Source organism: Spongiactinospora sp. TRM90649 (genome assembly GCF_029382225.1).
In the GTDB taxonomy this organism is placed as follows: domain Bacteria; phylum Actinomycetota; class Actinomycetes; order Streptosporangiales; family Streptosporangiaceae; genus Spongiactinospora.
This window is the reverse complement of sequence record NZ_JARLTC010000015.1, coordinates 164,251-185,372: the sequence shown is the minus strand read 5'-3', so window position 1 is coordinate 185,372 and position 21,122 is coordinate 164,251. Positions and strand designations below refer to the sequence as shown.

Here is a 21,122-nt window from a genome sequence, read left to right as displayed (position 1 = left end):
GGGGAGGGGCATGACGGTTCTCCTGGAGTCCGTCGCCGTGGTCGACATCGCCGCCGAGTGGGCGCGCGCCGAGGCCATGGGCGGGTTACTTGGCGGCACGGCCCGCCGGCCGTACACCTGGCTGCGCAGGAACGCCGGCAAGCTGCTGTTCGAGTGGCGTTACGGCGTGCACACCGCCGAGTTCGTCCAGTTGGAGGAGCTGGGCCTGGCGCACCGGGATCGCGTCTACTACTCGCCGGCGAACTGGATGACCCTTCGGCGCACGCTTCCCAGGCGGGAGGTGGGCCCCGACGACGTGTTCATCGACCTCGGTTCGGGCATGGGCCGCATGGTGCTGGAGGCGGCGGCCAGGTACCCGTTCAAGAAGGTGATCGGCGTCGAGCTGTCCCGGCACCTGAACCAGATCGCGCGGGCCAACGTGGCGCGCACCCGGCTGCGGCTGCGCTGCGACGACGTCCGCCTGATCACCTGCGACGTGCTCGACTACGTCATCCCCGACGACGTGAACGTGGTGTTCCTGAACAATCCGTTCCAGGGCGACGTCTTCGCCTCGACGATCAGGAACCTGATCGACTCGGTGGAGCGCGTCCCCCGCCAGGTTCGGGTGATCTACTTCAACCCGGTGGAGGAGCACGTCCTGCTGCGCACCGGGCGCTTCCGGCTGCTGCGCACCGTGGTGACGGGGCGGCGCAAGAACCAGCAGGACACCGGTCCGTACGGCACGACCCGGGTGTACCTCCTGGAACCCCGTACATGATCCGAGCCCTCCCGCTAGCGCGAGGTGGCGTCGGTCCCCCAGGCGACCGGCCCCCGACGCAACGCCCGCACCCTGGTCAGCGCCTTGTCCAGGACGAGCACTCCGAGATAGCACGCGGCGTCGAGCAGGGTCGCGCGCCGCGCGGCGACCAGCGCCCGCAGGTCACCGAGCGCCAGCCGGCGCGCGGTGACCGGGCGTCCCAGCTCGGCGAGCTGGCGGTTGCCCATGCGCACCCGCACCCGCCGGTTGAGGTTCGCCGCCACGGTCTGCGAGGGGCGCACCAGCGAGCGGGCCTCGGTCACCACCACTCGTTCGTGCGGCGCGAAGCTGGCGTGCACCCACCCATCGTCGGAGATCACGTCGGGCATCGGGAACACCCGGGCGTGGCCCTCCTCGGTGAGCACGTAGACGCCCACCCCGGCCAGGCCCCTGGTGGGCGCGACGAGGCCCTCGTGGACCTTGGTCAGCCGCCGCGACACCCAGCCCACCCCGCGCATGTCCATCTCGGGCACGGGCGCGCAGGCGAGCACTCCGGGCCGCCGGGCGGCCTGGACCAGCGCGCGCGCCGAGTCCGCCGACAACCGCACGTCGGCGTCCAGGTACACGCGGGGGAAGCCGTGGCAGGCGGCGTCGCCGAGCCGCAGCGCGTTGGCCTTGCCGGGCTGGTCGGTCTCCAGGACGCGTGCGCCGGCCGTCCGCGCCACTTCGGCCGTGCGGTCGGAGCAGGCGTTGGCGACCACCAGGACATCGAACTCGCCCGGCGCGGCGCCGTCGAGCAGTCGTGCGATGTTCCCCGCCACAACGGTTTCCTCGTTGTGTGCGGGAATGACCACTTCCACCATTTCCCCTCCCTTTTGTAAAGGATCCCATATGCGTGTGGAGAAAGCACCGCTTGACGGCGTCCTGTTATTCTTTCCGACCCCGCACCATGACGATCGCGGGCTGTTCACCCGGGTGTTCGACGTGGCCGTGGCGAAAGAGCACGGACTCGACCCGGACGCGTTCATCCAGGACAGCCAGTCACGGTCGCGCAAGGGCACGATTCGCGGTATGCACGGCCGTTCCGGGCGGGGCGAGGCCAAGCTCGTGCGATGCGCCCGGGGCGCGATCCTCGACATTCTGGTGGACGCCCGCCCCGATTCCCCGACGTTCGGCGAGGTGACCTCGGTGCGTCTCGACGATGACGACTTCGCCACGCTGTACGTGCCCCCGGGATTGCTGCACGGTTTCCAGGCGCTCACCGATCAGGCCGACGTATGCTACAGAATCGACAGGGAACACGACCCGTCGGAAGATCTAGCGGTGCGCTTCGACGATCCGGAATTGAAAATCGAGTGGCCGCTCGCGCTCTCCGCCATCAGTGCGCGTGACCGTGACGCCGGCTCGTGGGAACAATTGCGCGCGCGTCTGTGACACCAGGCCCCGGCCATCGGGGCCCGACCCCAAGTGATGGAGCCGTGAGTATGCGCCGGGTCTTAACGATCACCGCAGCCGCCGCGCTGGTCGCGTCCTGCAGTTCCGGGCCCGGCGCGGAACCATCGCCGCGCCGCGCCGCGCCGACGTCCCCGGCGCCGCTGCCCTCCCCCGCCTCCGGCTGTCCCGAGTACCCCACGCCCGAGTGCACCGGCGTGCCCAAGGGCACCAAGCTGACCAAGGTGGAGCTCAACACCGAGGGCGTCGCCTACCGGGTCACCAAGCCCGGCACCGTCCTGGACGGCGTGCACATCCCCGGCGAGCTGCTGATCACCGCCGACGACGTCACCGTCAAGAACAGCCGCATCGACGGCGCCGTGTGGGCCGAGTACTCGCTGAAGTTCTACTCCTTCACGATCACCGACTCCACGGTCGGCCCGCCGAGCGGCTGCCACCAGGCCCCCGGGATCGGCCCCTCGAAGTATCGGGCCACGCGCGTGCTGATCCGCAACCACAGCGACGGCTTCCGCGCCTCCGGCGACGACATCGACATCCAGGACTCCTACGTCAACCTGTGCTCGACCCCCGGCGACCATTCCGACGGCATCCAGTCCTACAAGACCGGCAAGAACCTGCGCTTCCACCACAACACCATCGACCAGCGCAACGCCAAGGACATCACCGCGCCGGTGTTCCTCGTGGACGAGGGCCAGTCCAACGTCACGGTCACCGACAACCTGGTCATGGGCGGCACCTACAGCATCCAGGTGCGCAACGTCGCCGGGCGCCAGGTGGTGCGGGGCAACCGGTTGGTGAACAAGTCCTGGGTCTACGGCCCGGTCGACTCCGACTGTGGCAAGGGCGAGTGGGCCGACAACACGCTGGTCACGATCGACGAGGGCTACCGGGTCACCGGCACCGTCGGGCCGCTGGCCTGCGCGGGGCCCTGAAGACCGGCTTCGGTGGTGCGCAACAGCGCGCCGTTCGCGCCGATCAGCAGGTAGGCCAGGCCGGTCACGGTGGCGAACGACAGCAGGTCGAAGGTGGCCGAGCCGACCAGCGGGGCGACCAGGCACGCGCTCAGGGTCAGCCCGAGGTCGCGCGTGCCGGGGTCTGGGCTGAGGTAGCGCACCCGCAGCCCGGCGTAGATGGCGATCAGGAACATCATCGCGAACGCCACGATGCCGATGTAGCCGGTCTCGACCGTCGACAGGATGTACTGGTTGTCGAACACCTGGTGCTTGGGGGCGTACCACGTGCCGACCCCGCGTCCGAGCCATGGGTGCCTGGAGATCTCGGCCACCGCCACGTCGTAGTCGTGCGTGCGGTAACGGATGCTGTCGTCGTTGCCGAAGTTGGCGAACAGCGAGTAGAAGGTGCCGAGCAGGCCCGGCACCGCCACCCGGATGACCACCAGGAAGCCCAGGGTGACCAGCAGCGCCTGCAGCCGCCGGCGGCTCGGCCAGCCGATCAGCAGCACCAGCGACACGGCGGCCAGGCCCAGTACCGCCGAACGCGACACCGAGAACATCAGCCCGAGGCCGATCAGCCCGGCGCAGCCCCACCAGCGCAGCGCCGGTTCGCCGCGCAGCCTGGCCTTGTAGCCGTAGTGGACGGCGATCGGCAGCAACATCGAGCACACCACGCCGAACTCGATCGGGTGGCCGGTGGTCGAGCCGACGCGGCGTCCGCCGCCGCGCTCGATGATGGTGGCGTCCTCCGACGTGTAGCGCAGGCCGGGCAGTTCGAGGAAGTTCGTCAGGTCGATGTTGAACAGGTACTGGAAGGCCCCGATCACCGAGATGAACGCCCCGGCCAGCACCACGCATTTGAGCAGGAAGTCCAGGCGTTCGGGGCTGCGGATGCCGTCGCAGACCAGCAGCGCCAGGCCCACGTTGGCGATGATCAGGATGAACGCGTGGTCGGCCAGGCCCAGCTCGTCGGCGGGCAGGAAGCCGTAGGTGGCGAAGCCGAACGTGGCGATCATCGAGGTGGCGTAGGCGAAGATGCCGGTGCGCACCGGCGTGCGGCCCTTGGCCATGTTCAGCGTCACCGTGAAGTGCGCGAACAGCCAGACGGCGGCGGAGATCAGGGCGACCAGGTTGGCCGGGCTGATCGACAGCGGCAGCCCGACGAACACCAGCCGGGCCGGGATCACCAGCAGCACCACGGCGAACACCATGGCCAGCGTCGCGCCGTCGGCGCGCACGAAGCCGCGCCCGGAGGGTGCGGGAGGCGCGGGAGGGGACTCCACCTCGGTCACCGTCTTGGCCACGATCAGCGCTCCGGAGGCGCGCCGACGCGCACCAGGCCGTCGTCGGTCTGCGCCCGCGCGCCGGGGTCGGGCGGCGCGGCCGTGGCCAGGGCCTGGCGGCGCCTGCGCCGGGAGGTCAGCACGCTGTCACCGGCGAACGTGACGGTCAGCGCGGAGATCAGCCCCAGGCCGAGGGCCGCCGCCGCGGACCGCATCCGGCGCCCGCCCTGGCCCTGCGGGGCCGTCGGCGGGATGCTCTCGGTCAGCCGGATGAAGGTCGCCTCCGGCGCGGCGAGGCGATGCTGCCGGGCCTGGAGCTCCACTCCGGCCCGTTTGATCACCCTGCGCACGATCGCCTGCGCGGCGGCGGGATCGGCGCTCTCCCCCTCGATGAACACGAAGGGACCGGTGGCCAGCGACTCCAGGTTGCTGCTGCCGTTGTAGGCCCGGTAGGTGGTGCCGCCCTCCCCGGGGGTCGAGCCCAGCTCCTGGGCGATCTCCGGCGTGCCGAGCGCGGCGATCAGAATGGACGCCGAGACGCTCAGCCCGTGGTCGAAGTTGAGGAGCGGGTTCATCTTCCCATTCGGCACCTTGGGGTTGTTGGGCAGGCTGGCGCCGCTGTTCGGAACGGTCAGCACGAGCATGGCCGACGACACGTAGGTGGTCGGAATGGTCTTGTAGACGCCGAACGCGGCGGCGACGGCCAGCAGGAACGCGGGAAAGGAGAGGTACCAGCGACGGAACAGGACAAGGACCGTCCCCCAGAAGTCCATCCGCTCTCCCATGCTGGATGTCGGGAGTCGCATCCGACAGCCTCCCCAAAGGAGTGATCGGATGCCGACCCGTGCGATGTTACGCCGGAAAGCGGCCGAGCTTTCTGTCGTAGACGTGACCTAAAAGCAACCTTCCGGGAACGCCGGTAACAAGTGACTAGCACAACCATGATGAATGAAGCAGCGGGCCATGACCCGAATCAGCCATAGGACTGGAGACCAGACCATCCATGCCCAAACTGGCCGTCGTCACCCCGAGCTACTCGCCCGACATCCGATTGTTCGCCGATCTGCACGCGTCCGTTCTTGAGCACACCACGGACGACACCGTTCACCATGTCTTCGTGCCGCCCGCAGACCTGGCGGCGTTCGCCAGGTTCGAGGGCCCGAGGTGCCGGGTGATCGCGCGTTCCGACGCCCTGCCGGGCCGCTACCTGCGGATGCCCCGCTCGGAGATCTACGTCAACGCACGACGGCCGTGGCCCCCGGTGCGCGGGTGGATCACCCAGCAGGCCATCAAGATACACGCCGCCGCGACGATCGACGCCGATGTGGCGCTGATCGCCGACTCCGACGTGGTGCTGGTGCGCCCGACCCGGGCCGAGCGTTTCATCCGCGACGGCAGGCCGCTGCTCTACCGCGAGGAGAACGCGGTCAACGAGTCGATGACCCGCCACGTGATCTGGCACCACGTGGCGAGGCGGCTGCTCGGGCTCCCCCCGCCCCCGCCGCTGCCGCTGCCCGACTACGTGGGCCCGCTGATCCCCTGGCGTCCCTCGGTCGTCGAGGCGATGCGGCAGCGCGTCAGCGAGGTCACCGGACGGCACTGGCTCGACGCCTTCACCGCCGAGGTGCACATCTCGGAGTTCATCCTGTACGGCGTGTTCGTGGACGAGGTGCTCGGCGAGGAGCGGCCGGAGTCCGACACGACGTTCTGCCACACCAGCTACGACCACACCGCGTGGGACGAGCGGGCGGCGGTGGCCTTCGCCGACCGCCTCGGGCCGGACGCCGTGGGGATGGCGATCTCCGCCAAGTCCAACACCCCCCACCACGTGCGGCAGGCCGCCGTACGGCGATGCGCGGAGGTCGCCGCCGAGTCGTGAGGACCTCCCGGCGGCGGTGACCCCGCGCGGCCGCGTCTGTGCGAGCTCAGTCCTTGCCGTGCTCGTACCTGGTGTGGTTCTCGTTGTTGACGGCGGGGATGGGGCCTGTCTCGTCCAGCGGCAGGCGCGCGAAGGCGACGGTGTCGTCGTCCTGCCCGCCGGTCGCGGGGAACATCACCACGACCGACTTGCCGAGCCCCTCCTTGGGCCAGCCGCCCGCGTCCTTGGGCGACTGCTCGTCCTCCGGCCGGTCCTTGGGCTCCTCCGCCTTGGCGTCCTTCTTCGCCGGGGCCTTCGGAGGCTGCGCCGGAGCCTTCGCGGGGGGCTTCGCGGGCGATTTGGCCGGCGGTCCGGCCACGGCCTTCGGCTCGGCGGCCGGCTTGGCGGGCTTCTTCGGCACGGCCCCGGCGCCGGGCGCGATGGCACGGGAGCCGGGCGGGGCTCCCACGTGCGCGGCGGCGAACGCCGCCGTGGCGGGGGGCGCGGCGGCCTGGTCACTCAGGATCTTGCGGCGGCGCAGCGCGTAGGCGATGCCGAAGCCCAGGCTGACGCAGGCCACGAGCGCCCCGCCGGCGAACTGGATCTTGTCCGACAGTGACGCCTTGGGCAGGGTGGGCGGCACCACGTCGACGATGGAGATGTAGGTGGAGCGGGGCGCTCCGAGGGCGCGCTGACGGTCGTCGAGCTCCTGGCGGATGCGGCGCTGTGCACGGGCGGTGACGTCCTTGGCGGCCTGGGCGGAGCCGCTGGTGGTCTCGATGTAGATGAACGGCCCGCTCATGCTGATGCCGAGCAGTTCGGGGTTGGTCCGGCCGTCGTTGATGATGATCTCGGTGCCGCTGTTCTCGGTGATGCCGAGCGCGGCCATCATCTCCGGGGTGTTCATGGACAGGATGAGCACGCCGGTGGTGGTGCGCAGGCCGTCGCTGAACTGCAGCAGCGGGTTGGTCAGGCCGCCCTGGCGCTCGGGGTCCGAGGTCAGCGTGCCACCGGCCGGGGGTGTGGTCAGCACCATCGACGTGGAGGAGACGTAGGTCGCGGGCACCAGGATGTAGACGATCGCGGCCATGACGATGGATAAGAGGATCACCGGCGGGCCGACGAACTTCCTCCGAGCAAGATCGTAAATCGTCTTCCAGAACTCCATGTTTCCCCGCCCTTATGTGCGCCAGGGCGCCGTGAACCCTGATACACCGTAGATGGCCATCGTCAGCGGCAGTCCGCCTGTTACTAGGTGTAGCGCCCCACCCACATATGAAACCGTCCGCCTTCTTATTGTCAAGGCATGAAAGACTAGGACACGGCGCCATAAACCGCCATAAAGTGCTGGATTTGGAACGATCCCAAGACCTGTCGATTTTGCCTGTTCCATGTTACGCACCGCCTCCTTCGTGCGATTAACCACTGAGGGCCGAACCCCCGCGCGACACTCCATTCGTCGCCTGTTCGCTTCGCCCGGCAGTGGCCCCCGACGGTGGCCCCCAGCAGAGACAGATCGGCGACAGGAGTGGATTCGATGGAACCTGCCATGTCCGAGCGCGTGCCCGCACGCACCGGCGGCGGCGGCGCGGGACGTGCCCGGCTCGCCGGACTGGACGGAATCAGGGGCCTGGCCGCCCTCTTCGTGGTCCTGCACCACTGCTACCTGCTGTCCTATCCGGGCTTCCCGGTCGACAACGGCCCGCCCTGGCTCGGCTGGATGATGTACGGCCACTTCGCGGTCGGGGTCTTCATCGTGCTGTCCGGCTTCTCCCTCGCCGTCGCCCCGGCCAGGAACGGCTGGCGGCTCGGCGGAGTCAAGCGGTTCGCCCACCGCAGGCTCTGGCGCATCCTGCCGCCCTACTGGCCCGCCCTGGCGATGAGCCTGATCATCGCCTGGACGCTCGTCCCGCAACCGGGCGAGTCCGCGCCCACCGCCAAGTCCGTGCTGGTCTACGGGCTGCTGCTGCAGGACGTCATCGGCTCCCCCAGCCCGAACGGCGCGCTGTGGTCGATCGCGGTGGAGGCCCAGCTCTACCTCGTCTTCCCGCTCCTGCTGCTGGTCGTGCGCCGGGCCGGGGCCGTCGTCATGCTGGCCGCCGTCACGGTCGTCGTGGCCGCCGTCGGCGCGCTCTCCGCGAGCGTCGCCGCGATCGACGCGCTGATGCGGCTCACCCCTCAGTTCGCCGCGCTGTTCGCGGTCGGCGTGGTCGCCGCGGGCATCGTCTCCGCCGGGGACCGGGTGCGGAACCTGCCCTGGCACTGGCTGGCGCTCCTGGCCTTCCTGCCCGTCCTGGCGCTGATCCTGGTCAACGGATCGGTGTGGACGGTCGGCAACTTCTTCTGGGTGGACCTGGCCATCGGCCCCTCGGTCGGCATGCTGCTCGCCGCCGTGGCCACCGGCCGTCCGCGCCGGCTCGTGCGGCTGCTGGACTCGCGGCCGGTCCGCGGGCTCGGGTCCTTCTCCTACAGCCTCTACCTGACGCACGCCCCGCTGGTCGTCGCGGTGAGCGCGCTGGTCGTCGTACCCATCACCGAGCCGGGCGGCGGCAGGCTGGCGGCCACGCTCGGCCTGGCGCTGCCGCTCACCCTGGTGGTGGCACGGCTGTTCGCGGCGGTGTTCGAGCTGCCGTTCCAGCGGCACAGGACATGGCCGGCGCTGCGGGACGCCATGGTGGCGGCCGTCAGAGCCCGGGGGCGTAAGCGGTCGATTCAAGAGACAGACCTGGACGAGGAAGGCGAACGATCAGCTGTGGGCCGTTCCGCGTGACACCACCAGGGAGGCGGCCATGCGGGCCAGCTTGCGGCTGCGGTGGGTCAGCACGCGGCGCTGACGCGTGCCGTACATGCGCAGGACCTCGGCCCGGGCGCGGCGGCGCTGTGCGGGGGTGAGCGGAGCCGTCCCCAGCCAGCGGAGCATCTCCCTGCACTGCAGGGTCGTGGCGAACCGGGCCTGCCAGACCGGGACGTCGAGCCGGCGGGCCACCGTGGGCAGGCGCTCGTGCTTCCAGTTGCGGTGGGCCAGCACCTCGGGAACGTGCGCCCACGGGCCGGCCAGCGCCAGCTTGGCGGCGAAGACCTCGTCCTCACGCAGCATGTTCCGGCGCGGGATGGCGGCCACCGGTTCGCGTCTGACCATGCCGTACAGCGGGTCGATCAGCAGGTGGCTCTGATTGAGCATGCGCAGCATCTCGGCGAACCGCTCGACCGGGTCGCCGGATCCCAGCGCGGTCCCCTCGTAGGGGGCCGTCGAGGTGACGCCGTCCGGGCCGGTGTAGGCGACCTGGGTGGTGACCAGGACGAGCCGCTCGTCGCGCAGGAACGGCTCCAGCGAGCGGGAGACGCACTGCGGTTCGAGCCGGTCGTCGTCTCCGACCCAGCGGAAGTACTCGCCCTTGGCCAGGCGGATCGCGGAGATGAAGTTGTTCAGCAGGCCCACGTTGCGTGGGTGGCGGTGGTAGACGATCCGGCCGTCCACCCCGGCCAGTGCGCGGCACACCTGCTCGGTGTCGTCCGTCGAGCCGTTGTCACAGATCACCAGTTCCAGGTTGGCGTGGTCCTGGGCGAGGATCGAACGGATCACCTCGGGCACGCGGGACGCCCCGTTGTACGTGGGCAGCCCGATCGAGACCAGGGGTGTTGCGTCAGGCATCGGAATCCTTCCGGAGGGCGGCACGCAGTCCGATCTTGGACGCGGCCGAGACCATCACGGCACGGGGAACGACGACGAGCCCGTAGACCAGGAAACCACCGCCGCCGGCCACGCACAGCCGGACGAAGTCGGAGTCGCCGAGCACGCCGGAGAGCAGGATCATGGTGGCCGCCGCGGCGCCCCCGCCGGCCAGCGGGCGGATCAGGCCGACGGCCACCGGGCCGAGGCGCACCCCCGTCCGGTGCAGCACCACGCACAGCACCGGCAGCGCGAACACCAGGCCGACGCAGGCGTGCGCGATGGCCGCGCCCTGGATGCCCGCCTGGCGCGCCCCGATCGTCAGCGCGGGCACCAGCAGGGCGACCCAGGCCAGGTTCAGCCACATGGTCGCGCGGGTCCTGCCGACGGCCGCCAGGATGTCGGTGGTCAGCGCGCTGAACATGCGGATCGTCATGACCACGGCCAGGAAGCTCAGCGCCTCGGCGGCGGGAGCCCACGGCTTGCCGTACAGGAAGGTCACCAGCGGGGTGGCGAGCACCCCCATGAGCACCGCGACCGGCAGCACGACGGACATCAGCAGCGGGATCGCGCGCCTCGCGCCCTCGGACACCGAATCGGCCGTCCGGTCCTCGGCGAGCCTGGAGAAGCTGGGCAGGGCTACGTACCGGACGGCCGTGCCGATCAGCCCCGGCACCCAGCTCGCGATGTTGAAGGCCATCAGGTAGAAGCCGAGCGTGTGCTTGTCCACGACCCCACCGACGACCAGCAGGTCCATGTTCAGCAGCAGGCCCTCGATGCCCAGCGTCACGCACAGCGGCAGGCCGAAGACCAGCAGGCGCTTGGCCTTGTCCCACTCGACGCGGACGCGGATGCGCATCCGCGCGGCCAGCACCACCAGGATCCCGGTGATGACGGCCTGCAGGAGCTGCCCCCAGGAGAAGCTGTACGCCCCCGCCCCGCCCGCCGCCAGGCTGATCGACAGGGCCGCGTTGCCGAGGAAGCCCACCAGGTTGGCCCAGGCCAGCTTGCCGTGTTCGAAGCGGCGCATCAGCGCCGCGCTGCGCACCGCCGTCAGCCCGTAGACGACGTTGGTGAGCATCAGCACGCGCATGACCCCGATGGCGTCCTGGTCGCCCGCGAAGTGCGCGTACACCGGGGCGATGGTCCAGAACACCCCGTACAGGGTGAGGCTGGACGCGATCGCGACCACCGTGGCGGTGGGCGCGATCTCCTCCAGCTTCCCGCGCCACTGCACGACGGCCGCGATCACCCCGGCGTCGTTGATGTGCAACATGAGCTGACTGGCGGCCAGCGCGATGGCGAAGACCCCGAAGTCGTCCTCACCGAGCAGCCGGGCGAGCACCAGGCTCATGGCGAACGAGCCCGCCTTCATCACCACGTTGCCGAGCAGGCTCCAGCTCAGCCCGCGGCCGGCCTTGCGGCCGATGGCCGAAAGGTCGTCCGTCTCCTGCTCGGTGGTGGTGCCGGTCCCCGTGTCCGGCCGCTGATCGGTCATCCGTTCGCCGGTTCCTCGACTCGCTCGGCCGCCTCGGTGACCCGCTCCAGCCAGATCTCCCGCCAGAATGGGACGAACTCCCTGGGGCAGTTGGCGTTGTAGACGCCCGCGCAGACGATGTCCTCAAGGATGATGCACGGGTTCTTCATCTTCAGCATCCGGCCGGACTTCTCGTCGATGCACCGCTCGACGCGCGTCCGCACCCGCGCGGTCTGACCGCAGTAGCGGGCCATCTCCTCCTCGAACCCCATGCCCCGGTTGAGCAGGTCGCCGTTGAGGGTGGCCATGATCTCGGCCTTGGACTTGATCCGCACCAGCTCGCCGGGTTGCAGGTCGAGCGTGACCGTGGGGGTCTTGCCGCTGGTGACGCCGCCCTTGACGAAGCCCCAGCGCAGGCCGCCCCTGATCCACAGCCACCGGGGCAGGAACCGCTTGCTGCGGTCCTGGAACCGGTTGAACAGCCCGACCAGGAAGCCCCGCGCGCTGCCGAGCGCGCTCACGTTGCCGGAACGCACGTCGTCGGCGTACTGCCCGAGGTCGCTGAACGGCAGGCAGGTCGGCGCGGCCCGCAGCAGCTCGGTGGCCTGGCAGCGGTAGAGAACCTCGCCGCCCTCATCGGTGTCCCTGCGGGTCTTGATCTCCAGCAGGGGCAGGCTGCGCGGCGGCGGCTCGGCGGCCTGCCCGGACGGGGGCGCTCCGGAGACCGGCTTCAGCCACGCCTCCTTCCAGTACAGCGAGCAGGCGGTCTGGCAGCCGCCGTGGGCCTGCCCGTCGCACCGCGCGCCGGTCAGGTGCACGGCGTTCGTCATGCGCCGGATCCCGCTGCGGCTGATCGTGTCGCACAACTTGTGCGCCACCTTGTGCACCGTCATCCGCTGCCCGCAAAAGCGCAGCATCTCCGGCATGAACGGCAGGTTCTCCAGTTCGCCGTTCTCGTCCAGGGTCGCCAGGATCTCCTCCGCGCTGCGGACCTCGACCAGATCCCCGACCCGAAGGTTCGCACTCATCGGATCTCCTTCAGCAGTCCGGCCTCCGCCAGCGCCCACGCGGCCTCCGCGACGGCGTCGAAGGACAGGCCGGACCGTTCCGCGATATCGAGCAGGGTGGTGTCCTTCGACACTCCGTCGGACAGGTTGAGCACCCACAGCATGGCCATCTGCAGGGCCTGGGTGTCACTGCGCCCGCCGAGCGAGCCGTACAGGCCGCGTCTTCCGAGCTGCGGCTCGCCGTACGGGCTGAGGTTGACGTAACGCCGGTTGCCCTCCAGCACCCGCACCACGCTCTGGCAGGTCGTGAGGGTGTCGGCGAGGGCGTCCGGCGAGACGAAGTCGGGGTCGTCGCCGGAGGTGTGGTACTCGGGGTAGCCCGCGTAGGTACTGCGGGTCAGGCAGCCCACCGGCAGGTCGAAGCCCGGTGAGCAGTACTGCCGTTCGTCGTAGCCGTAGGGCGTGAACGGCAGGACCGTGTGCTCACGCCCGTTCAGCACATGCGTGACGGCGCGGTCGATCTCGGCGTCGCCGCGCCTGCTGCGCTTGTAGGTCGGGGTGCCCCGGTCGCCCGCGCAGGCCAGCACGAACCCGTGCCGGACCTTCGACGCGGCCCGCTCGCGGTTGCGGGCGAGCCAGGTGATCGAGCCGATGGTCCCCGGCGCGAACACGAACCGGTAGGTGTAGCGACGGTCCTCCAGCTCGCCGAGCCACCTGGCCAGCCGTACCGCCACCGCGATCCCGGCCAGGTTGTCGTTGGCCAGCGACGGGTGGCAGACGTGGCAGGAGATCAGGACCTCCTCGTCGGTACGGCCCGGCACCACGTGCTCGGCGTACGTCAGGTGCCCGTCCTCCAGGGTGGAGTCGATCATCACCTCGTAGTCGCCGTCGGGCAGCCCGGCCAGCGTCTCCTGGCGCAGGCAGAACCCCCACGTCTCCTTGTAGTAGCTGGTCCGGTACGGGATCAGATCCGGCTGGTCGGGCAGCGTGTGCAGCCGCCCGCGCAGCTCGCCGAGGCTCATCGTGGTCGGCGGCACCGGCACGCTGTAGCCGACCACGTGCAGGTTCGACTCGGTGAAGTCGATCACGCGGCGGCCGTCGGCGTCCTTGACGTAGGCATCGCGGATGTTCCATTCCTTGGGAATGGTCCAGTCGAGCACCTCGGTGCCGGTCGGGACCTCGCTCACGTCGAGTGGGATCGACTCCCCGACGATCGCGAGCGTGCGCCGTACCCCGTCCCCGGTGATGCTGCGGCACAGCGGATAGAGCCGCCGCACCAGCTCGTGCATGGCGAGCCCGCCATGCACGAGCTGGTGCGGCTCCCGGCTCGCGGCTTGCGTGGTCACAGCGGAACGGCCTCCGGTTCGGCCCGGGGGCCCTTCTGCGGCCGCAGCTCGGCGTCGATGCTGCCGTCCTCACGGCGCCTGGCCAGGCGCGTCAGCCGGGTGAAGCGCGGTTGGAAGTCGTCCTCGGTCATGCCGTAGCGCTGGTAGGCGTCCAGCAGCTCGGCCGCGCCCGCGCCGACCGTCCAGGTGGCCTGGTAGCCGGGGACGGCCGAGCGCAGCGCCGAGAAGTCCACCCGGTAGGAGCGCGGGTCGGGCCCGGCCTCCCCCGTGATCAGCAGCTTGGCCCCCGGCACGGTCGCCACGACCCGCTCGGCGATCTCGGCCACCGTGACGTTGTTCTCCTCGGTGCCGATGTTGAACGCCTTGGCGTGGACGGCCTCCCGCGGCGCGGCCAGCACCTCGGCGAACGCCTTGGCGATGTCCTCCGCGTGGACCAGCGGACGCCACGGCGTGCCGTCGGAGAGCACCCGCACGTCGCCGGTCAGGTAGGCGTGCGCGACCAGGTTGTTCAGCACGATGTCGGCGCGCAGCCGGGGCGAGTAGCCGAAGGCGGTGGCGTTGCGCATGAACACCGGGGTGAAGTCGTCGTCGGCCAGCTCCATCAGATCCTCCTCCACGCGGACCTTGGACTCCGCGTAGGGGGTGACGGGCCGCAGCGGGGCCGCCTCGTCCACGAGGTCGTCGGCGCCGGACGCGCCGTACACCGAGCACGTGGACGCGTAGAGGAAGCGCTTGACGCCGGCGTCGCGGGCCATCCGGGCCAGCCGGACCGACGCGTGGTGGTTGATGTCGTAGGTCAGCTCGGGCGCCAGCGAGCCGAGCGGGTCGTTGGACAGCGCGGCCAGGTGCACCACGGCGTCCATGCCGGACAGCGGCTCCGCGCTGACGTCGCGCAGGTCGACGGCGTGGCCGCGCGGATCGACCGGCACGGGGCCGAGCACGCAGTCGGCGAACAGCCCCGAGTCGAGCCCCACGACCTCGTGGCCGGCGGCGGTGAGCACCGGGGCCATCACGCTCCCGAGGTAGCCCTGGTGCCCGGTCAGCAGTACGCGCATCCGAATCTCAGCCTCCAGCCAGATTCAAGGTCAGTTTGTTCACGTAGAACGCCTCGGCGTAGCGCGCGTGGCATTCGATACCCCTGACGCGTGCGATCCCGAGGAACGCCTCGCGGTCGTACCAGGATCGGCTCCACTGGGAGGGGTAGTGGCTCAGCAGCAGGTCGGCCTTGGCCTCGGCGACCGCCGGTTCGAGCGGCTGGTAGACCGTGGGCCGTCCGAGGTCGCCGTCCCACTTGACGATCTCGTAGCCGAGCACCAGGTGGTCGCGGTAGGCCGTGGGCACCAGTTCGGCCAGCCCGCGGTGATCCTGGTGGGCGTCGCGCGGGTTGGGGGCGATCACCAGGTGCGGGTCGGTCTCGGCCCGCAGCTCCTCGATGGCCTCCTTGGCCTCCTCCCACTGCGCGGGAAGCCGTCCGTCACGCAGTTTGAGCACCCGGACGCGCAGGTGCGCGCCCGGGCAGAAGGCGGCGAGCGCGGCCCGTTCCTCGTCCTCGCGGGGGGTGCCGCCGCCGGAGAGGACCAGCACGTCCACCTGCACGCCCGGACGGGCCGCGCAGAGGGTGAGCAGCGTGCCGCCCGCGCCGATCGGGATGTCGTCGCAGTGGGCGGCCAGCGCCACGATCCGGTCGGCCCCGCCGGGCACGAGTCCGATCATGCCGTCCGCTCCACCGAAGGCTCGCGCTCCCAGACCGCCCATGGACGGTCGCCACGAGAGTACGCCTCGTCCAGCGCCAGCCGCTCCTTGACGGTGTCGGTCGGCCGCCAGTAGCCGCGGTGCGGGTAGGCCAGCAGCCGCCCGCTCTTGGCCAGCTCGAAGCAGCCGTCGGCGACCAGGTCGCCGCCCGGCGGGATGTGGTCGAAGATCTCCTGCCGGAGCACGAAGTAGCCGCCGTTCACCCACAGCGGCATCTCGCTCACCGGCGTGACGCCGCTGACCCTGCCCTCCTCGCCCACCTCGATGCAGTGGAACGTGGCAGGCGGCGGGACGACCATCATCGACGCGCCCGCGCCGGACGCATCGAACCGGCCGATGATCTCCGGCAGCGGGGCGTCGGTGAGCACGTCGGCGTAGTTGGCCAGGAACATCTCCTCGCCGTCCAGGTGATCGCGCACCCGGCGCAGCCGCTCCCCGATCGGGGACTCGATGCCGGTCTGCACGAACGTGATCGACCAGTCGGAGATGTCGGTGGACAGCAGCTCCACCCGGCCGCCGCGCAGCACGAAGTCGTTGGACGTGGTCTCCTGGTAGTTCAGGAAGAAGTCCTTGATGTGGCGCGCGCCGTACCCGAGGCATAAGACGAAGTCGGTGTGCCCGTAGTGCGCGTAGTAGCGCATGACATGCCAGATCAGCGGCCGGGGGCCGACGAGCTGCATCGGCTTGGGCGCGTCGCTGTCGGCGCTGCGCATGCGCGTGCCGTAACCGCCGCAGAACAGGACGACCTTCACTGCACAATCTCCAGGTTCGGGATCGGGAAGACCAGCCGGCCGCCCCACTCGTGAACGTAGGAAAGCTGGCGGCTCAGCTCCTCGCGCAGGTTCCACGGGAGGATCAGCACGTAGTCGGGACGGTCCTCGGCGATCTGCTCAGGCGACAGGATCGGGATCCTGGTGCCGGGCGTGAACTTGCCGTGCTTGTAGGGGTTGATGTCCACCGTGTAGGCGAGCAGGTCGGGGCGTATGCCGCAGTGGTTCAGCAGCGTGTTGCCCTTGCCGGGGGCGCCGTAGCCGACGACCTTCTCACCGCGCTCGGCGGCGTCGATGAGGAAGCGCAGCAGGTCACGCCGTACCTTGCCGACCCGCGCCGCGAACTCCGCGTAGCCCGACAGCTCGGTCAGCCCGGCCGCCTTCTCCCTGTCCAGCACGTCCAGTACGGCCTGCGACGGCTCGCCCGCCGCCTCCTCGGGAACCGCGGTCAGCCGGATCGAGCCGCCATGCGTCGGCAGCAGCTCGACGTCCACCAGCGCCAGCCCGCCGCTCGCCAGCGCCCGCTGCGCCGAGGCGACCGTGTAGTACTGGAAGTGCTCGTGGTAGATCGTGTCGTACTGGTTCAGCTCGATCAGCGTGAGCAGGTGCTGCACCTCGATGGACACGATGCCGTCGTCGGCCACCAGCGCGCGCAGGCCCTTGGTGAACCCGACGACGTCGGGGATGTGCGCGTAGACGTTGTTGGCCACGACCACCGAGGCCGGGCCGTGCTCGGCGCGCACCGTCTGGCCCGTCTCCGGGGTCAGGAACGCCGTCCGCGTCGGCACCCCGCGCTCCCTGGCGGCCTGGCCGACGTTCGCCGACGGCTCGATGCCCAGGCAGCGCACCCCGCGCTGGACGACGTGCTGCAGCAGGTAGCCGTCGTTGCTGGCCACCTCCACCACGAACGCGTCGTCGGGCAGGGTCAGGCCGTCCACGAACTTCTTGGCGTGCTCCACCCACGAGGTCGAGTACGAGGAGAAGTACGCGTACTCGGTGAAGGTGTCCTCCGGCGTGATCAGCGGCGGGATCTGCGCCAGCCAGCACTCGGTGCACACCCGGAGGTGGAGCGGGTAGGTCGCCTCCGGACCGTCCAGCTCAGCCGCGGTGAGGATCCGCTCGCATGGCGGCGTCGCACCCAGATCGACGACGGAGGCGAGGCTCACGGAGCCGCACAGTCGGCAGCTTGTCATTGAATATCTCCCTTGTGGCCCTGATGGCCGACAGCTAATTCGCTCGATCCAACGCGGGCGTTACAGCGTCCGTCACCGGACGCGCCGGGCCCGCCCGCCGTGGCATGCTCTGGCCCATGGAACCCCTCACCATCGACGGCGCCTGGTGCCATACGCCGCGCGTCCACGCCGATGATCGCGGCATGTTCATGGAGACCTACTCGGCGTCCGTGCTGCGCGAGGCGGCCGGGCACGGGATGGAACTCGCCCAGGCCAACTGCTCGGTCTCGCGGCGCGGCGTGCTGCGCGGCGTGCACTTCGCCGACGTGCCGCCGGGGCAGGCGAAGTACGTCACCTGCGCCTCGGGGGCCGTTATGGACGTCGTGATCGACCTGCGCACCGGTTCGCCCGGCTTCGGCCGGTGGGAGGCGGTCCGTCTGGACGAGGAGTCCCGGCGGTGCCTCTACATCGGCGAGGGCCTGGGCCACGCGTTCATGGCCCTCTCGGAACGGGCCACCGTGGTCTATCTCTGCTCGCAGGGCTACGCCCCCCAGCGTGAGCACGGCGTCCACCCGCTCGACCCGGATCTCGGGATCGAGTGGCCGGACGGCATCACGCCGCTGCTCTCCGAGAAGGACGCCGCCGCCCCCTCCCTGCGGGAGGCGCTCGACGGTGGCCTGCTTCCCGACTACCAGACCTGCCTCGCCTACTACGACAAGCTGAGGAGTCACTGACCGGACCCACCGACCATCGAGGGCCAGGCGTCACGGAACGCGGCACGCCAGTCGCGCATCGGCGACAGCCCGGCCCTCGCCCACCCCTCGTGCCCGAGCACGCCGAAGGCGGGGCGTCTGGCGGGCAGCGGGAACCGCTCGCTGCCGATCGGCCTGACCCGGTCGGGGTCGGCTCCGAGCGCGGCGAAGATCTCCCTGGCGAAGCCGTGCCAGGTCGTACGGCCCGCGTTGGTGCCGTGGTAGACGCCAGGAGGGGCGTCGGCGCGGGCCAGGCGCACCAGTTGCGCGACCAGGTCGCCGGTCCAGGTGGGCTGGCCGATCTGGTCGTCCACCACCGTCACGTGGTCGCGTTCGGCGGCGAGCCGCATCATGGTGCGCACGAAGTTGCGGCCGTGCGCGCCGTACAGCCAGGCGGTGCGGACCACGTGGTGGCCCTGCGCGAGCGCGGCGCGCTCCCCGGCGAGCTTGCCGCGCCCGTAGGCGTTGACCGGGCTCACCGGGTGCCCCTCCGGGTACGGCTCGCTCGCGGTGCCGTCGAAGACGTAGTCGGTGGAGATCTGGATCAGCCGCGCGCCGTAGTGCGCGCAGACCGCCGCCAGCGACGCCACCGCGTCGCCGTTGACGGCCCGCGCCTCGGCCTCGTGGCCTTCGGCGGCGTCCACCGCGGTCCACCCGGCGCAGTTGACCACCACGTCGGGCTTGTGCTCCTCCACCGCCGCGGCCACGGCCCTGGGGTCGCACACGTCGAGTTCGTCGCGGGCGGGCGCGGCCACCGTCTCGGGCACCGTTTCATACCCTGTTTCATTCATTGGGCCGCCGCGCAGCAGCTCGACCAGGTCGGTGCCGAGCATGCCGTGCCCACCGGTGACCAGCCATCTCATCGTGGGGCCTCCTTCAGCGGCTTCCACCAGGACGGGTTGTCGGCGTACCAGCGCACGGTGGCGGCCAGGCCCTCTTCGAAGCCCACGCGCGGGGCGTAGCCGAGCGCGCGCAGTTTGGCGTCGTCGAGGGAGTAGCGCCGGTCGTGGCCCTTGCGGTCGGGCACCCGTTCCACCATGTCCCACCCGGCGTCGCAGGCGGCCAGCAGGCGTCCGGTCAGCTCGACGTTGGTCAGCTCGGCCGTGCCCGCGATGTGGTAGATCTCACCCGGCTCGCCGCGTTCGGCGACCAGCCGGATGCCGGCGCAGTGGTCCTCGACGTGGATCCAGTCGCGGACGTTGCCGCCGTCGCCGTACAGCGGGACCTTGCGGCCCCGCAGCAGATTGGTGACGAACAGCGGGATGACCTTCTCCGGGTACTGGTTGGGTCCGTAGTTGTTGCCACAGCGGGTGATCGACACCGGCAGCCCGTGCGTGACCGCGTAGGCCCGCGCGATCAGGTCGCCGCCCGCCTTGGCCGCCGAGTACGGCGAGCGCGGCGCGAGCGGCGCGTCCTCGGCCCACGAGCCGGTCTCCACCGACCCGTAGACCTCGTCCGTGGACACCTGGACGACGCGCGGCGTACCGGCGTCCAGGCACGCCTGCATGAGCGTCTGGGTGCCGAGCACGTTGGTCCGCACGAAGTCGGCCGCGCCGTCGATCGAACGGTCCACGTGCGACTCGGCGGCGAAGTTGACCACCACGTCGTGGCCCGGGACGACCTCGGCTAGCAGACCCGCGTCGCAGATATCGCCCAGCACGAACGCGTGCGGGACTCCGTCGAGATTGGCGGGGTTGCCCGCGTAGGTGAGCTTGTCCAGGACCGTGACCGTCACACCGGCGGCGGCGAGCGCCCGCACGTAGTGCGAGCCGATGAACCCGGCGCCGCCGGTGACGAGAACACGCCCTGGAGTACCAGGGACGTTCAGCAACTGATCTGCACCTTGCTGTGGTCGCCGAGCACCAGCCGGTGGGCTCGGGGGGTGGCCGGCGCGCGCGTGACCTCGACGTCGTGACCGATCAGCGACGCCTCGATCCGGCCCACGCCGGAGATGGACGCACGGGGCAGCACGATGGAGTACTCGATCTCGCTGTGACTGATCGAGCAGCCGCCGGCGATCGACGTGAACGGCCCGATGTAGCTGCCGCAGACCCTGGCGCCCGCGCCGACGATCGCGGGGCCGACGATGCGGGATCGCTCCACCACCGCCCCCTCCTCGACGACGACCCGGCCGATCAGTTCGCTCTCGGCGTCCACCGTGCCCTCGACGCGGGTGTCCAGCGACTCCAGGACGAGCCGGTTGACCTCCAGCATGTCGGTGACGTTGCCGGTGTCCTTCCAGTAGCCGGTGACCAGGGTGGACTCGACCCGCTGTCCCGCGTCGATCAGCCACTGGATCGCGTCGGTGATCTCCAGCTCACCCCGCCCGGACGGCTTCAGCTCGGCCACCGCCTCGTGGATCGCGGCGGTGAACAGGTAGACGCCGACCAGCGCCAGATCGCTCTTCGGCTGCCGGGGCTTCTCCTCAAGGCCGATCACCCGGCCCGTGGAGTCCAGTTCGGCCACACCGAACTGGCGCGGGTCGGCGACCGGCGTCAGCATGATCTGCGCGGCGGGCCGATCATGGGCGAACCGGTCCACCAGGCCGTTGATCCCGCCGACGATGAAGTTGTCGCCGAGATACATGACGAAGTCGTCCTCCCCCAGGAAGTCCCGGGCGATCGCGACGGCGTGCGCCAGCCCCAGCGGAGCGCTCTGCCGCAGGTAGGTGACCTGGAGCCCGAAGGCGGAGCCGTCGCCGACCGCCGCCTCGATCTCCGCCTGCGTGTCGCCGACGACGATCCCGGTCTCCCGGATGCCCGCCGCGGCGACCGCTTCGAGCCCGTAGAACAGCACCGGCTTGTTGGCGACCGGCACGAGTTGCTTGGCCGAGGTGTGGGTGATCGGCCGCAGCCGCGTTCCCGCTCCTCCGGCCAGCACCAGAGCTTTCACGG

Annotated in this window: 21 protein-coding genes; 6 read left to right on the top strand and 15 right to left on the bottom strand. The window is 70.4% G+C overall.

The annotated features are described in order from the left end of the window. Positions 1-10 precede the first annotated feature (10 nt). The gene (locus tag P3X83_RS20675) at positions 11-757 is read left to right on the top strand and encodes a class I SAM-dependent methyltransferase (protein WP_277306775.1); all 747 of its coding nucleotides are present in this window, start codon (positions 11-13) and stop codon (positions 755-757) included. Positions 758-771: 14 nt separating this feature from the next. Here the strand turns inward: P3X83_RS20675 and P3X83_RS20670 are convergent, their stop codons facing one another. Further along, on the bottom strand, positions 772-1,599 hold the full coding sequence (locus tag P3X83_RS20670; protein WP_277306774.1) for a glycosyltransferase: 828 nt from the start codon (positions 1,597-1,599) through the stop codon (positions 772-774). A 28-nt stretch (positions 1,600-1,627) separates the two neighbouring features. Here P3X83_RS20670 and P3X83_RS20665 point away from each other — a divergent pair, with 28 nt between their 5' ends. Together P3X83_RS20665 and P3X83_RS20660 are read left to right on the top strand one after the other, a co-directional pair. Next, the gene (locus P3X83_RS20665) at positions 1,628-2,170 is read left to right on the top strand and encodes a dTDP-4-dehydrorhamnose 3,5-epimerase family protein (RefSeq protein WP_277306773.1); all 543 of its coding nucleotides are present in this window, start codon (positions 1,628-1,630) and stop codon (positions 2,168-2,170) included. Positions 2,171-2,220: 50 nt separating this feature from the next. Continuing rightward, positions 2,221-3,120 (top strand): hypothetical protein, encoded by a 900-nt coding sequence (locus P3X83_RS20660; protein ID WP_277306772.1) that lies wholly within the window; start codon positions 2,221-2,223, stop codon positions 3,118-3,120. Here the strand turns inward: P3X83_RS20660 and P3X83_RS20655 are convergent. Continuing rightward, positions 3,072-4,445 carry an O-antigen ligase family protein gene (locus P3X83_RS20655; protein ID WP_277306771.1) on the bottom strand — a complete coding sequence of 458 codons (1,374 nt, stop codon included), beginning with the start codon at positions 4,443-4,445 and terminating at the stop codon, positions 3,072-3,074. The genes P3X83_RS20660 and P3X83_RS20655 overlap by 49 nt on opposite strands. A 2-nt stretch (positions 4,446-4,447) precedes the next feature. Continuing rightward, complete coding sequence (locus P3X83_RS20650; protein ID WP_277306770.1) at positions 4,448-5,230, bottom strand: hypothetical protein; 783 nt, start codon at positions 5,228-5,230, stop codon at positions 4,448-4,450. Positions 5,231-5,427: 197 nt separating this feature from the next. On the opposite strand from P3X83_RS20650, the gene P3X83_RS20645 reads away from it, so the two are divergent. Then, a complete protein-coding gene (locus tag P3X83_RS20645; RefSeq protein WP_277306769.1) occupies positions 5,428-6,303 on the top strand; it encodes a DUF6492 family protein in 876 nt (291 codons plus the stop codon). A gap of 46 nt (positions 6,304-6,349) precedes the next feature. Here P3X83_RS20645 and P3X83_RS20640 read toward each other — a convergent pair whose 3' ends face one another. Continuing rightward, positions 6,350-7,450 (bottom strand): hypothetical protein, encoded by a 1,101-nt coding sequence (locus tag P3X83_RS20640; protein ID WP_277306768.1) that lies wholly within the window; start codon positions 7,448-7,450, stop codon positions 6,350-6,352. Between the two features lie 369 nt (positions 7,451-7,819). Here P3X83_RS20640 and P3X83_RS20635 point away from each other — a divergent pair, with 369 nt between their 5' ends. Continuing rightward, on the top strand, positions 7,820-9,052 hold the full coding sequence (locus P3X83_RS20635; RefSeq protein WP_277306767.1) for an acyltransferase: 1,233 nt from the start codon (positions 7,820-7,822) through the stop codon (positions 9,050-9,052). Here P3X83_RS20635 and P3X83_RS20630 read toward each other — a convergent pair. The 8 genes from P3X83_RS20630 to P3X83_RS20595 are packed head-to-tail and all read right to left on the bottom strand — an operon-like array spanning position 9,029 to position 17,497. Beyond that, the gene (locus P3X83_RS20630; RefSeq protein ID WP_277306766.1) at positions 9,029-9,934 is read right to left on the bottom strand and encodes a glycosyltransferase family 2 protein; all 906 of its coding nucleotides are present in this window, start codon (positions 9,932-9,934) and stop codon (positions 9,029-9,031) included. The genes P3X83_RS20635 and P3X83_RS20630 overlap by 24 nt on opposite strands. After that, the gene (locus tag P3X83_RS20625; RefSeq protein WP_277306765.1) at positions 9,927-11,450 is read right to left on the bottom strand and encodes an oligosaccharide flippase family protein; all 1,524 of its coding nucleotides are present in this window, start codon (positions 11,448-11,450) and stop codon (positions 9,927-9,929) included. Before P3X83_RS20625 ends, P3X83_RS20630 begins: the two co-directional genes overlap by 8 nt. Further along, a complete protein-coding gene (locus P3X83_RS20620; protein ID WP_277306764.1) occupies positions 11,447-12,457 on the bottom strand; it encodes a hypothetical protein in 1,011 nt (336 codons plus the stop codon). Before P3X83_RS20620 ends, P3X83_RS20625 begins: the two co-directional genes overlap by 4 nt. Then, entirely contained in the window at positions 12,454-13,782 is a 1,329-nt protein-coding gene (locus P3X83_RS20615; RefSeq protein WP_277306763.1) for a DUF4910 domain-containing protein, read from the bottom strand. Before P3X83_RS20615 ends, P3X83_RS20620 begins: the two co-directional genes overlap by 4 nt. Next, on the bottom strand, positions 13,779-14,837 hold the full coding sequence (locus tag P3X83_RS20610; RefSeq protein ID WP_277306762.1) for an SDR family oxidoreductase: 1,059 nt from the start codon (positions 14,835-14,837) through the stop codon (positions 13,779-13,781). The genes P3X83_RS20615 and P3X83_RS20610 overlap by 4 nt, the downstream gene beginning before the upstream one ends. Before the next feature lie 7 nt (positions 14,838-14,844). Next, on the bottom strand, positions 14,845-15,495 hold the full coding sequence (locus tag P3X83_RS20605) for a PIG-L deacetylase family protein (RefSeq protein WP_277306761.1): 651 nt from the start codon (positions 15,493-15,495) through the stop codon (positions 14,845-14,847). Beyond that, positions 15,492-16,286 (bottom strand): sugar phosphate nucleotidyltransferase, encoded by a 795-nt coding sequence (locus P3X83_RS20600; protein ID WP_277306760.1) that lies wholly within the window; start codon positions 16,284-16,286, stop codon positions 15,492-15,494. The genes P3X83_RS20605 and P3X83_RS20600 overlap by 4 nt, the downstream gene beginning before the upstream one ends. Continuing rightward, positions 16,283-17,497 (bottom strand): class I SAM-dependent methyltransferase, encoded by a 1,215-nt coding sequence (locus tag P3X83_RS20595; RefSeq protein ID WP_277306759.1) that lies wholly within the window; start codon positions 17,495-17,497, stop codon positions 16,283-16,285. The genes P3X83_RS20600 and P3X83_RS20595 overlap by 4 nt, the downstream gene beginning before the upstream one ends. 116 nt (positions 17,498-17,613) lie before the next feature. On the opposite strand from P3X83_RS20595, the gene rfbC reads away from it, so the two are divergent. Then, the gene (gene rfbC, locus P3X83_RS20590) at positions 17,614-18,210 is read left to right on the top strand and encodes a dTDP-4-dehydrorhamnose 3,5-epimerase (RefSeq protein WP_277306758.1); all 597 of its coding nucleotides are present in this window, start codon (positions 17,614-17,616) and stop codon (positions 18,208-18,210) included. Here rfbC and rfbD read toward each other — a convergent pair. The 3 genes from rfbD to P3X83_RS20575 are packed head-to-tail and all read right to left on the bottom strand — an operon-like array spanning position 18,204 to position 21,120. Next, complete coding sequence (gene rfbD / locus P3X83_RS20585; RefSeq protein ID WP_277306757.1) at positions 18,204-19,091, bottom strand: dTDP-4-dehydrorhamnose reductase; 888 nt, start codon at positions 19,089-19,091, stop codon at positions 18,204-18,206. The two genes, rfbC and rfbD, sit on opposite strands and share 7 nt — an antisense overlap. Continuing rightward, complete coding sequence (gene rfbB, locus P3X83_RS20580) at positions 19,088-20,059, bottom strand: dTDP-glucose 4,6-dehydratase (protein WP_277306756.1); 972 nt, start codon at positions 20,057-20,059, stop codon at positions 19,088-19,090. Before rfbB ends, rfbD begins: the two co-directional genes overlap by 4 nt. Continuing rightward, on the bottom strand, positions 20,053-21,120 hold the full coding sequence (locus tag P3X83_RS20575) for a glucose-1-phosphate thymidylyltransferase (protein WP_277306755.1): 1,068 nt from the start codon (positions 21,118-21,120) through the stop codon (positions 20,053-20,055). Before P3X83_RS20575 ends, rfbB begins: the two co-directional genes overlap by 7 nt. Positions 21,121-21,122 lie beyond the last annotated feature (2 nt).